The sequence below is a fragment of the Arthrobacter psychrochitiniphilus genome (assembly GCF_003185915.1).
Taxonomy (GTDB): domain Bacteria; phylum Actinomycetota; class Actinomycetes; order Actinomycetales; family Micrococcaceae; genus Specibacter; species Specibacter psychrochitiniphilus.
In genome coordinates this window covers 1-11,620 of record NZ_QHLZ01000020.1, presented here as the reverse complement: position 1 = coordinate 11,620, position 11,620 = coordinate 1, and the positions used below count along the sequence as shown (strand labels likewise).

Genomic DNA, 11,620 nt, shown 5'->3' with positions numbered 1-11,620 from the left:
ATACCAGAGGACCATGACTCACCCAAGCAACATCCAAGCAGTCGGGAGCCCGACACGGGAATATGGAAGATAGCCCCTTAGAGCTAGTCTGCAAGGAAACCCTAGAATCGTTGGAGGAATCCCTTGACGGTGAAAGATCACTCTGTTGTAGTTTTGTGAAACGGTACGTCAGTATGTGGCCCGGTCGTTTTAAGCGGATCCGTGATGCCATCATCGAGGATCACAATGACGAGGCTATGGATGCTGTCCTGAGCCTGCGCAGTGCGAGCGTCATGGTGGGTGCTTGCCGTCTAGGTGACCTGACGACTGGAATCATTCGCCTTATTGAAGGTGGACATATTGGCGCGGTAGGAAAACTACTCACAACGTTGAAGTTGTACGGGGATCAGACAATGTACCAGCTGAGAATCTCGTACATCGATAAGGAATGGCCCAATCCCCACGCTTCACGATGAGTAATCTCCATTTCTCTCTTAGCCTCAGTAGCGGTGCTTTACGATCCCACCCAAAATCTGTCTTGGTTGCACAATAGGCAGTCAACTCACAGGAGCCTTGACGGGTGGATTTAGAACACTGAAAGATTGGTCTCGCACACCACTTTGCTCAGATTTTGGGTCTGTATTAGATGTTTTTGTGCTATTTTGTTGAGCGTGGAGCGCAGCTCACGTACGAACCGACTCCCTGATCTCTGAGTGCCGCCGAGGAAACGTAGCTTCCCTCAAAATCGGGCTGGGGCTTAGTGGTGCTCACATAGGAGCCAGGAACTGAATTCGGGGCCATGGCGCTCACGTATGAGCCCCGTAGAGCACGCGCAATGCCTCTAGCCTTTTGTGGCCCCGCTGCTGATGTAGTGGTATCTGATTGATTCTCTCCAAGGACGTATGGGACAGGGCGTAGTGGGAAAAGAAGTGACGTATTCATGTTGGATCCTTTGATATTAGCTAGATTTAGGCATCACAAAAGTGGCCGTGTAGAAGGTCTTAGTAGTGTGCTAAAAATTCGCTGCCAGCTATGAATTATTTAGCTGCGTCGGGGCCCTAAAGCGCGGCGACTAATTGGCACTCGGAGCACAAGCCCCAGAAATTTACTTCAGCTGCGCTGATGATGAAACCGTTGAAGTTCGAGGGTGTAAGGCATGGACTCGCGCCGATAACGCAATCGACGTTCTCAACTCGTTTGCAAGTGAGACATACCATATGGTGGTGATTATCACCGACGCGACATTCGTAGAGTGCTGCCGACCCTGCAGGTTCGATCTTTCGAACCAGACCCGCAGAAACAAGTGCCGCCAACACACCGTAAACGGTCTGCAGGGAGATCCTTGGCAACAGCACAAAAACCGCAGAAAAAATCGTTTCGGCATCAAGATGCTCACGGTCTGACAAAATGCCTAAAACAGCGACGCGTGGGGCCGTAACCTTCAAGCCAGCCGATCGAAGCCGGTCCTGGAAGACTACGTGCCGCTCATCTTTGCTCATGAAACAACAGTACCAGTTGTTTTTAGTTACTCAAAACAACTCATTGGTCGCCCGTATGATCACCACCGATATGTGCCTCCCCAGCATGGATACACATGTGGTGGATCAGCCCTTGTACGGGCATGCACCGAGTGCACCTCACTCCTCTGACATTAAATTCTCCTCCACGGGAAGTCTTCGAAGCTACCGAGGCATCAAAGTTTTGGGGACGTTGATACTGGTACTAGGTGTCTCTGCCGAGCATGGCCTTCAATGACAATGATGGATCTTGGTGAATTTTTCCTTGAATCTGAGCTAACTATTCGCCGGCCAACCCAAGAGGGGGCGTGGTCAAGCGGGCAGGAGTCCCTCCCAATATTTAATCGAGTGGCAGAGGTATTCAATAAACAGGTACTTTATTTAGTCCACGGGTTCAGCTTGAGTCGTTCGGAAGCGGTCCTGATAAGTGGTCGGCAGCGTGTCGTAGGTTCCTTTGAAGGCGCGGCGAAGGGCTTCATCATTGGCGAATCCGGCTCGGGTGGCCGCCTGGGTGACGTTGAGCCCTTGTTCTAAAAGCATGCGCGCAGCCTCGAGGCGAGTTTTGCTGATGAACCCTCCCGGTGTTGTACCAATTTCTCGGTGGAAAAGACGTCGCAGGTGCCGTGAGCTCATGGCAACGGTGCTTGCCATAGATTCAACTGTGTGAGTTTCCGCAGGGTCATTTGTAATAACGTCCATTAGTTTGTGGAGTCGCATATCCGTGGTAACGGGTGTGCGTTGACGTATGGAGAATTGTGATTGCCCACCGGGCCGTCTCAGGAATACGACAAGTTCGCGAGCGATGTCGCGTGCGAGATCTGGCCCATGGTCCTCTTCGACAAGCGCGAGTGCTAGATCGATACCGGAGGTCACACCGGCGCTGGTGATAAAACGTCCACTTCGAACAAAGATGGCATCTGGGTCGACCTGAACACGGGGAAACCTGACCGCAAGTGCATCAGCGTGCTTCCAATGAGTTGTTGCCTGACGCCCATCAAGAAGTCCGGCCGAGGCAAGGATAAAAGCACCTGTGCAGATCGACGCCACTCGCGATGAGTGGCGCATCAATCGCTCTAGTTGCTCCCGCAAACTTGGATCGGTTGGCAGCTGCGAAAGATCGTCCGCTCCGCTGACCATCAACAGGTCAACCGGGGCACAGTCTGTTGCCAAGATGTCAGCCACAAGTTGAACACCGGATGAGGTGATTACTTTAAGGTCTCTCCACCCGATGATCTGGAGGTGATAGTTCGCTGCCCCCAAACGATTGGCCTGATTGAAGACCTCTAAGGGCCCGGTGAGGTCTAGGAGCTGCGCGCCGTCGAAGGCAACCATACCCACACTAATAGCTCGCCCACGCACCATGGTCAGTCTCCTTTATGAGTAATCTCAGTGTTATCTACCTCTATGTCCGTTATTACGCTATCTTAGTCCGATCGGACATAGCGCTGTGGAGTCGAGGAAGACGAAGATGGGAGATAGAAGCACTAAATCTCTATACTCTTGAAAGGCAAACCATGACTGAGACAATTGCTGGAATCACGATCCCGGACACCGCGCTAGTCCGCGATGCGACTGAACTCGTCCGCGAGGCCACAACCGATCTGATCTACCATCACTCCCGACGTGTGTTCCTCTTCGGTGCTCTCCAAGGACAGCTGCGGGGACTGACCCCTGATCTGGAGTTACTCTATGTCGGTGCGATGTTCCATGACCTCGGCCTTACCACTGAATATGGCAGCGAAACCCATCGATTTGAGGTAGATAGCGCCAACGCTGCTCGCGACTTCCTCCTCCAGCGTGGGATAGATACTAGCCTCGTTGACAAGGTCTGGCTGGCCATTGCACTGCACACAACCCCCTCGATCCCTGAATTCCTCGCACCGGAGGTGGCTCTGGTAACTGCAGGTGTTGAAACAGATGTTCTCGGGATCGGCTACCAGCATTTGGACCCGTCGCTCATCTCAAGCGTCACTGACGCCCACCCCCGACCCGACTTCAAACGGCGCATCCTCGAGGCTTTCACCCATGGAAACGTTCATCGTCCGAGCACGACGTTTGGAAACGTCAACGCGGACGTTCTTTCCCACTACGATCCATCCTTCGTCCGCGAAGATTTCGTCGAGAAAATTCTTGGAAGTGACTGGCCCGAGTAAAAGAACAAGCAGCAAACGCATCAGATATTGCTGGCTCACTACGACTCTTCAGCATGCGGGAATTGCTGGTGTGAATCGTCCCGGGTTTTGTGCCGTTTTCTATTGAGAGAATGGATAGCATGCCTAAGCAGTACACCCCTGAAGTGAAGAGCCGTGCCGTGTCTTACGTGATGGACCGGATGGATCGTTATAAGTCTGTCTATGCTGCGTGTGCCGAGATGGCGCCGAAGCTCAATGTTGGTAAAGAATCGCTGCGACGCTGGGTTCTCCAGGCACAAGTTGATGCCGGTGAGAGGACCGGGCCAAGCAGTGAAGAACTTGCCGAGATCAAAGCACTCAAATCCAAGGTCAAGGACCTTGAAGAAGCGAATGAAATCCTGAAAGCGTCAGCGATTTTCTTCGCGAGGGAGCTGGACCCTCGCCGTCACTAATTACTGAGTTCATCGATCAGCAACGCGAACGTGGCTACGCAGTCCAGCAGATCTGCCAGGCCCTGACTATTCAGGGCGTGAAGGTCTCTGCCCGCACGTATCGCAGCTGGAAAGCGGATGAGCCGGCACCGCGCGTCGTTACCGACGCGTTAATTCTCAACAAGCTCTATGACCTGCAGAAGCCTGATCCGAAGACGCTCAAGCTGAAGCCTGAAGTGCTTTATGGTCGACGGAAAATGCGGGTCTGGTTGCGGCGTAACGGGTTCGCCCGATATCTCCAAGCACACCGTTGACCGGCTGATGCGTGTAGCTGGGATGAAGGGTCTGGTGCGGGGGCGCAGGACGACTACGACGATCCGTTCCAAGGACAAAATTCGGGCCAAGGACCTGTTGAACAGGAACTTCTTCACCGATGCCCCGAACAAGGTTTGGGTCACGGACTTTACCTATGTTCCCGTTCGTGGCGGGTTCGCTTACGTGTCCTTCGTGATCGATTTGTTCTCCCGCAGGATCTTGTCGTGGGCGTCGTCGACCTCGCATGACACCGCGTTCGTGGAGGAGGCTCTCCAGCTGGCTCTCTGGCGGCGCCGCACTGAACGACACCCGCATGTGAGGCCGGTGATGGGAACTGTCCACCACAGCGATGCCGGCTCGGAATACACCTCTGCGAGGTATACCCAAACACTGGCCATGGAGGGTCTGGTGCCCTCGATCGGCACGATCGGGGATGCGTACGATAATGCCGCTGCCGAAACGGTGATGGGCTTGTTCAAGAACGAGGCCGTGGCCAAGGAATCACCGTTCAGAACCGGGCCTTTGATGGCTGAATCTGATGTGGTGGAAATCGTGGTGGACTGGGTTCATTGGTACAACGAAAGGCTACATTCGACCCTGGGGTACCGTGCTCCAGTGGAATTCGAAGAACTCTACTATGATGAAAAAAGCGGCTCGTTACCCGATGAAGTCGCCAGTAAACTGGCGGCATAATTTCCGGGACGGTTCAACGCTCTGGAAGACCGTGGCGATAGTCTTCTTCAAGCCGATGTGGGCATCGGAGATCGCTCGCTTCACCCCGTCCAGTCCACGGGTTTTCATGGAACGCAGGAACGCGGTCTAGAACTCCTCGTTCTCGCTGTCGCCAACATCGAAACCCAACACCTCATGGCGCCCGTCCTCAGCCACACCAAAAGTGACCACGAACGCTTGAGACACCACACGGTGCGCGACTCTGGCCTTGCAGCGAGTCGCATCGAGGAACACGTACGGGTAGTCCATGGCCACGAGGTCAGAGACACGGAAAGCACCGACCTTCTGGTCCAGGTCCTGACAGATCCGGGAGACCTCGGACTTGGGAATCCCGTATCGGCCCCGAGCGCCCAGACCAAATTGTCGACCTTGCGGTGGAAATTCCGTGCAGATAGGCCTCCATCACAACCATGTAGAGGGCCTGATTAACGCGGCGGAGCCGTTCAAGCAACGCAGGGAAGAACGACACGTTCCGCAGCTTGGAGATCTTCAGGTTCAAATCACCCGCTATGGTCGTCAAGGTCCTGGGCCGGGAACCGTTGAGCTGGGGCGTGCGCGCCTTGGAACGTTCGAACGGGTCGGCTGAGGAAACAGTGGAGCATCAACGGGCTCCTGCGTGGCCGATATAGCGGTGTCTTGTTTAAAGTGAGATATCCGACGCAAGTACCTAGCGCCGGATATTTCACTTTCATACATAGTCTCGTTGTCTACGATTTTTGATACGCATCATCTCGGATCGAAGATTTTACCCGCGTGGGCGTGAGCTCCGCTGAGCGGAACCTATGCCACGCGGTTTGGCGCTTGGATAGGAATCCTTTTTTGCTCAAACCGTCGATCTAAAACAGGGCCACTCGCGGTGAATCCGAGGAAGCGTCGAAGTGAGGCCGTAAGGGCCTGCGTTTCCTCAAGGGAGAACAATGAAGCTGTCTCAGTGTCAATCTCTTCCTCGACTTTGCGAAGTTGAGGCAGCAGGGATGTGCCTTTTGAGGACAGTTCCAAAAGCACTGCTCGACGATCCTTTGGATTTGGCGTTCGTAAAATTAGATCTTGGTTCACCAAGGCCTCGACGATACGACTTGGACTGCCCGCCTCACAAACGATCAGTTCACCAAGACCTTTCAGAGTCAATGGGCCGAATTCATCCAAAACAAGGAGGATCTCCGATTGAGAGACAGTGAGTTTGAACTCACTAAGTTTACGCGAAAGTGCCCGGCTTCCCTCTCTTTGGGCAGCAAGGACCAAATACCTGAGTTCAGATGGGGCCAGCAGAGTTTCGGGTGCGTCAATTTTCGCTCTTCCGTGTCGCATTCCAACTCTCCTCTACGATTAGGCATGTAAGCCTATTGAGGCTAGTATCCAATGAAAATAATAACATGTCACGTATTTTCCTTGGTGAGGGGTGATCACTGCTTGACTAGGTTCCCGTACTCTAAATTCATTTCAATAGCTTCATCAGAGTCAGAATTTTTAACAGGTTCACCTTCACGCTGTATCCTCCGGCCAAGTGCCCGGGGCCCCATGAGTCGAAGAACTGCCGGCATTATGATGCTCCGGATGACGACGGCATCAAGGATCACTGCAATTGCCAGCCCAATGCCGATCTCCCTAACGATGCTGATCTGGGCTGATGTGAACGCCACAAAAACGGCAACCATGATGAGTGCTGCGCTGTTGATCATGCTACGTGTCTGGGTGGTGCCAGCTTCGATGGCATCATTGTACGCGAGCCCGTTTTTGTATGCCTCAATGATGCGGGAAATTATTATGACCATATAGTCCATGCTCAGCCCAAACATGACTGCGAAAAGCAAGATCGGTGTCACTGAGTTCATGGGCGCCTGACCCGAAATATCAACGAATGCAGTTAGTAGGCCTACGCTGGCCAGAACGACGAGCGTATTGAACGCCAATGCTATGAGGGGAAGAAGGGCTGATTTGAAAGCGATCAGCAGCATGGCGTACGTAAGCAGGAAAACCAGCGCCAGGATCCAAGGGATTGAACTAACAAGCGTGTTGTCGAAGTCGATTCCCTGCGCTGTTGCTCCTGTTACGCCAATTATGTCTGCTGAGGGAGCGATGCCTGCGAGGCTTGCCCTTAGTTCCTTGATGAGTTCGTGAGTGAATACGGTGTCTGGTCCTGCCGAGGGGTCGATCACAATCCGCGTCACGCTTGAGTTGTCGGCATTGGACCAGAGGGAAGCCAAAGGTTCGGGCACTGATGATTCAAGTGCCTTCGCCAGTTCTGCTTGGGAAATTCCACTTGTCAGCACCGAGCGTACTATCGCTGAGGGGTCAAGGCGCTCCACCTCATCTGTAACTTGTTGAATTGATTGAAGTGTTTGCATACGTGAAACATCATTTGATGCTGTGAGGACAACTTGAATGGGAAAGAGCCCTTCATGACCAATATTTTGCTCAATACGTTCAAGGCCGATGCGGGCAGAATCATCAGCGGGGAGAACGCTGGCGCTGGCCACTGGGGATTGAAGGGATATTCCCAGCATCGGCATGGCCATCAACAACATCATGAGAGCACCCGCTGAAGCGACTACTCCGGGGTTTTTCTTGCCGCGGGTCTTTAATGGGATGCGAGGAGCAGGCAGGAATTTCAATGTGCCCCATTCAATGCGGCGGTCCAAGAGCTTCAGCCCTGCCGGCAGAACTGTCATCGTAAGCAGTAGCGCGGAGAGGGTGACGACGATTCCTCCGAGAGCAATGCTGGTGAAGGCCATAAGATTTGGGATAAATAGCGCTGACAGTGCAACTACTACCGCGATGCCGCTGAAGACCACCGAACGGCCCGCTGTATTGAATGCCGTGGACAGCGCGCTGGAAATGTCGTGGCCGTGGGAGAGCTCTTCACGATATCTTTTGATAATAAACAATGAGTAGTCCACGGCGACTGCCAAGCCAATCATGGAAACAATGTTTGTGTACAACAAAGAGATGTCGGTAAGCCGGGTTACAAGGTAGCCGAGGGCGTAACTTACAGCCAGCGCACTGCCCGCCAAGACGAGTGGTACTGCAGTGGCTGCAACAGACCGGAAAATAATCAAGAGAATTATGATCAGCAGGGGAAAGACAATCAGTTCCGCACGAACGGCGTCTTCCTTTGAATGGACGTTGAGGTTGTAGTCCAGGGCTGGCTGGCCGGTGACATAGATGCGGGCTTCCGTGGATTCGGACAGCGATTGCTGAAGGTCGGGAGTCAAATTTTGGATTTCCGTATTGTCGCCGAGGAAGCCTGCTGCAAGTACTGCGGTTTTGCCGTCATTTGATTGCCAGGCAGGATTTGTCAGTGGCGTTTGGATTGATTCGGCACCTAGGGCCGTAAGTTCCGCACCCAGTCCTTCGATCTCGGTAGCTGTAATCGATTTTTCGGCTTCAACCGCGATTAGAACTTGGTTTGGAGCATCTCCAAAGGCCTGTTCAACTACTTGTTGGGTTGTAATGGCCTCAGCGCGGGGATTGGTGAATCCACCTGCAGTCAATGCCCCATCGAGTTTGAGTGCAAAGAATCCGGAAATCATCATAATGATCAGCCAGAGCCCCAAGATGATTCGTGGGTGTGCAATGGAGAACTGCGGTAAACGGTTCATGGAATGAGCTTTCGGTTGGGTAAAGTGAGTGATGTAACATGTATGTTGTATCACTCATTTGACCTCATGTCGATCAGACAGTGGGCAGCCTATTGTTCAGCCGCACCGACTCTGAACTGTTTCCTAGAAGCAGACGCAAAGCATTCGTCATATTTTCAATGCCTTCATCTGACAGGCTGTCGTGCAGTTCGTCATCGATCCATGTCATGGCGCGTGCAATTTTCAGACCAAGGGACTGCCCGGAACTCGTAATGCTGAAATGAACGATCCTCCGATCATGGGCATCCCTGCGGCGGTCGACATATCCACGTTGGACCAATTGGTCCATGGAGCGACTCGGGCTTCCGCTGTCACAAAGGGTGAGGGCCCCAATCTCCTTCAGGTTCAGCTCCTCTCTTGAGAACAGAATCTCCAAGATATCCGATTGAAGGAGGGTCAGGTTGAACTTTCTTAGTGAATCCGAAAGGCGCCGGTTCCCATGTTTTTGCACAGCAAGGAGTGTCAATTGCAGTTGCTTGCCAGCAGGGCTCTGGCCATCGATGTCCAGGCTGGGAGGAATGTCTGTGATCACTGGAAGGTAACATCCGCTTCTTATTGTTGACAGGTCAATAAACATGCTGCAGCATACATCATGTGACAATTAATGTTGAAACATTGATTGACCCATCATCCAAAAAACCAAGGGGACATCGGGGTTTGATGTACTTCCCTATACAAAAGTGCAGGAATACAAAATGAGCACGTACATCGGAACCGAATTAGTAAGCAGCATTCCCGGACTAGCCGGCGCAGCCGAAGCAATTGCTGCGATCGCGCGGGGCGAGATGATCGTAGTGGTGGATGATGAGAATCGGGAGAACGAAGGTGATTTGATCATTGCCGCTGATTTCGCCACACCGGAGGCCATCAATTTTATGATCACCAATGCGCGTGGACTGGTGTGCCTGGCTTTAACACAGGAAAGGGCAACAGAGCTTCTCTTGGATCCCATGGTCCAGCGCAACGAGGATCATATGGGTACCGCTTTCACAGTAAGCATTGATGGCACCTTAGCCCATGGAGTGAAAACGGGAATTTCCGCTTTCGAGAGGGCTAAGACAATCGAGTTGGCATTGACTGGAACCGCAAATGACTTACAGCGGCCTGGGCACATGTTCCCGCTCGTTGCCAAAGATGGGGGACTCTTGGAACGGCCTGGGCATACAGAGGCAGCTGTTGATTTGGCGAGGTTAGCAGGACTTACACCTGCAGGCGTGATTGTTGAAATAATAGGTGCGGACGGTGAGATGCTCCGGCTGAACGAGTTGATCAAATTTGCAGCTGAAGCGGGCTTGTTGATCACAACCATCGAAACCTTGCATGCGCATTTGGCTTCTGCAGGTGCCTCCCTGTGAAAACCACAGGTGACCTGGTGCGGTCGCTGACCTTCCCCTTTTCCCAACGTACTGTCTTAAAGCACATCGGAACGATGGAAGGGCTTGAAAACATCCCGCGAACGGGATCATTCGTCCTTGTTCCAAACCATTCAAGTTATTTTGACCATTTCGTCGTTGAATTTGTCGTCAATGCGGTAAGGGGGGTTCCTACTTGGTTCCTTACCAAAAAGGAAAGCTTTGAACGTACCCTTCCCCGTATTTGGAGCGAAGCGTGGTACGGCATTCCGGTAGACCGGGATAGCCCATCACCGGAAACCATCCGCGCGATACAAAGGGTCTTTGCTGCAGGCGACGTGCTCTGCGTTTATCCAGAGGGAACCCGTAACGGCTCTTCTGAACTCCTGCCGTTCAAGGCGGGAGCTTTCAGGTTCGCTATGAGGGCAGGGGTGCCTGTAATTCCCATGGGGATCGTTGGTTCCAGTTCAGTGCTGGCAAAAGGACAGGTTCTATTCCGCCAGGGATCCGTGCATATCGCTTTTGGGACGCCCATCATGCCCTCCTCAATGGGCAGCAAAAACGAACAAGCCCAAGCATTGGCCGATCAAGCCCATGACGCAATCAAAAAACTGATGAATCAAGCTGAAAAAAATGCCAGCATGACACACAAAGATGCGTTGTCCAACAAGGGAGCAGCACTTGTTGATGAGCTAATTACGGCGAGCCTCGATGAGAACGCCAATCTTCCCCAGCGCACTAGGCGACAAATCGAATTCCTGCTGGAGCTCTACCTCCGCACAAATCCAGTGGATCCGGACCTCCAGACACAGCAGGCAAGACTGCGTGGATTAGAAGCTACAAGCTCCAGATTTTTGCGAAAAATTCTTCATGCCAATCAGATGCGTCACCAGGCGACCAAAGTGTTGAGGCAGATACCGGAGCATAAGGATGCGAACTACTTGCTTGGTCGCTGGTATCTGGGCACTCCTCAATTACTTGGAGGCAATAAAGCCGCCTCGCAGCATCACTTTCTTGTCTCCGCCAATAGCTCACCCGCAGGTGACACAAGGGCTTTGGCAGGTCTTGCCGAGGCCCAGCTGGCTGCAGGGCGTGTCTCGGCGGCCAAATCCACTTACCGCCGCGTACTGAGTGAATCTGCCCCCGAAGACCCCCGGACATCGGGACGCATTGCGAAAGTCCGCAAAGAACTCAAAAAGCTATCTGGTTTCAGTGATGATCATGTCTAATGTTCTCCTGACTCCACACGGACATCTAATTGTAAAAGACGATCTACATCGAGCACGATGGGAAAGAGGGGCGGCTGGGGAGTGGTATTTGCGGGGAATCTGGCCCGATGGTGAAGAACGGGTCAGATTAGTCGAGCACCTTTCCGCTAAACGGGGAATGGTTGTCATTATTGACCAGGTAGATGTTGCGTTGTCCGTCCTGTCAAACGAGATAATAGGGCTCTTCAGAATTAAGAGTGTAGTTTCGGTCTGAATCCGCCTGATTCGAGCAGTGACCTGGCGACGTAGTTGGTGA

12 protein-coding genes and 1 pseudogene are annotated in these 11,620 nt (G+C 52.8%); 7 read left to right on the top strand and 6 right to left on the bottom strand.

All coding sequences use genetic code 11. The features are described 5' to 3' along the window. The first annotated feature begins 155 nt into the window (after positions 1–155). On the top strand, positions 156–455 hold the full coding sequence (locus CVS29_RS17850; protein ID WP_146213126.1) for a hypothetical protein: 300 nt from the start codon (positions 156–158) through the stop codon (positions 453–455). Positions 456–1,037: 582 nt separating this feature from the next. Here CVS29_RS17850 and CVS29_RS17845 read toward each other — a convergent pair. Together CVS29_RS17845 and CVS29_RS17835 are read right to left on the bottom strand one after the other, a co-directional pair. Then, positions 1,038–1,478 (bottom strand): Fur family transcriptional regulator, encoded by a 441-nt coding sequence (locus tag CVS29_RS17845; protein WP_110107946.1) that lies wholly within the window; start codon positions 1,476–1,478, stop codon positions 1,038–1,040. A gap of 399 nt (positions 1,479–1,877) precedes the next feature. Next, positions 1,878–2,858 (bottom strand): GlxA family transcriptional regulator, encoded by a 981-nt coding sequence (locus CVS29_RS17835; RefSeq protein WP_110107944.1) that lies wholly within the window; start codon positions 2,856–2,858, stop codon positions 1,878–1,880. Positions 2,859–3,010: 152 nt separating this feature from the next. Between CVS29_RS17835 and CVS29_RS17830 the strand changes: the two genes are divergently transcribed. From CVS29_RS17830 to CVS29_RS17820, 4 genes are all read left to right on the top strand, one after another. Then, positions 3,011–3,649 carry an HD domain-containing protein gene (locus tag CVS29_RS17830; RefSeq protein ID WP_110107943.1) on the top strand — a complete coding sequence of 213 codons (639 nt, stop codon included), beginning with the start codon at positions 3,011–3,013 and terminating at the stop codon, positions 3,647–3,649. A 119-nt stretch (positions 3,650–3,768) separates the two neighbouring features. Continuing rightward, on the top strand, positions 3,769–4,080 hold the full coding sequence (locus tag CVS29_RS17825) for a transposase (RefSeq protein ID WP_146213125.1): 312 nt from the start codon (positions 3,769–3,771) through the stop codon (positions 4,078–4,080). Positions 4,081–4,157: 77 nt separating this feature from the next. Beyond that, positions 4,158–4,373 carry a hypothetical protein gene (locus tag CVS29_RS18580; RefSeq protein WP_170121048.1) on the top strand — a complete coding sequence of 72 codons (216 nt, stop codon included), beginning with the start codon at positions 4,158–4,160 and terminating at the stop codon, positions 4,371–4,373. Beyond that, complete coding sequence (locus tag CVS29_RS17820) at positions 4,303–5,067, top strand: IS3 family transposase (protein ID WP_110107941.1); 765 nt, start codon at positions 4,303–4,305, stop codon at positions 5,065–5,067. Before CVS29_RS18580 ends, CVS29_RS17820 begins: the two co-directional genes overlap by 71 nt. On the opposite strand, the pseudogene CVS29_RS17815 reads toward CVS29_RS17820, so the two are convergent. The 4 genes and pseudogenes from CVS29_RS17815 to CVS29_RS17800 all read right to left on the bottom strand — a co-directional run. After that, positions 5,059–5,689: pseudogene (locus CVS29_RS17815) on the bottom strand (IS256 family transposase); the annotation flags it as partial. The gene CVS29_RS17820 and the pseudogene CVS29_RS17815 overlap by 9 nt on opposite strands. Positions 5,690–5,886: 197 nt before the next feature. Further along, positions 5,887–6,414 carry a MarR family winged helix-turn-helix transcriptional regulator gene (locus CVS29_RS17810; protein WP_110107940.1) on the bottom strand — a complete coding sequence of 176 codons (528 nt, stop codon included), beginning with the start codon at positions 6,412–6,414 and terminating at the stop codon, positions 5,887–5,889. Between the two features lie 95 nt (positions 6,415–6,509). Further along, positions 6,510–8,705, bottom strand: a complete 2,196-nt coding sequence (locus CVS29_RS17805; protein ID WP_110107939.1) for an MMPL family transporter — start codon at positions 8,703–8,705, stop codon at positions 6,510–6,512. A 73-nt stretch (positions 8,706–8,778) separates the two neighbouring features. Continuing rightward, a complete protein-coding gene (locus tag CVS29_RS17800) occupies positions 8,779–9,276 on the bottom strand; it encodes a MarR family winged helix-turn-helix transcriptional regulator (protein WP_170121046.1) in 498 nt (165 codons plus the stop codon). 148 nt (positions 9,277–9,424) lie between these two features. Between CVS29_RS17800 and ribB the strand changes: the two genes are divergently transcribed. Both ribB and CVS29_RS17790 read left to right on the top strand, forming a co-directional pair. Continuing rightward, positions 9,425–10,099 (top strand): 3,4-dihydroxy-2-butanone-4-phosphate synthase, encoded by a 675-nt coding sequence (gene ribB / locus CVS29_RS17795; protein WP_245932328.1) that lies wholly within the window; start codon positions 9,425–9,427, stop codon positions 10,097–10,099. Continuing rightward, the gene (locus CVS29_RS17790) at positions 10,096–11,325 is read left to right on the top strand and encodes a lysophospholipid acyltransferase family protein (RefSeq protein WP_110107936.1); all 1,230 of its coding nucleotides are present in this window, start codon (positions 10,096–10,098) and stop codon (positions 11,323–11,325) included. The genes ribB and CVS29_RS17790 overlap by 4 nt, the downstream gene beginning before the upstream one ends. Positions 11,326–11,620 lie beyond the last annotated feature (295 nt).

What these genes read in the sequence shown, in the direction of transcription:
- CVS29_RS17845 (WP_110107946.1), bottom strand. Translation starts at nt 1,478, where the DNA reads ATGAGCAAAGATGAGCGGCACGTAGTCTTCCAGGACCGGCTTCGATCG.
- CVS29_RS17835 (WP_110107944.1), bottom strand. Translation starts at nt 2,858, where the DNA reads ATGGTGCGTGGGCGAGCTATTAGTGTGGGTATGGTTGCCTTCGACGGC.
- CVS29_RS17830 (WP_110107943.1), top strand. Translation starts at nt 3,011, where the DNA reads ATGACTGAGACAATTGCTGGAATCACGATCCCGGACACCGCGCTAGTC.
- CVS29_RS17825 (WP_146213125.1), top strand. Translation starts at nt 3,769, where the DNA reads ATGCCTAAGCAGTACACCCCTGAAGTGAAGAGCCGTGCCGTGTCTTAC.
- CVS29_RS17820 (WP_110107941.1), top strand. Translation starts at nt 4,303, where the DNA reads ATGGTCGACGGAAAATGCGGGTCTGGTTGCGGCGTAACGGGTTCGCCC.
- CVS29_RS17810 (WP_110107940.1), bottom strand. Translation starts at nt 6,414, where the DNA reads ATGCGACACGGAAGAGCGAAAATTGACGCACCCGAAACTCTGCTGGCC.
- CVS29_RS17805 (WP_110107939.1), bottom strand. Translation starts at nt 8,705, where the DNA reads ATGAACCGTTTACCGCAGTTCTCCATTGCACACCCACGAATCATCTTG.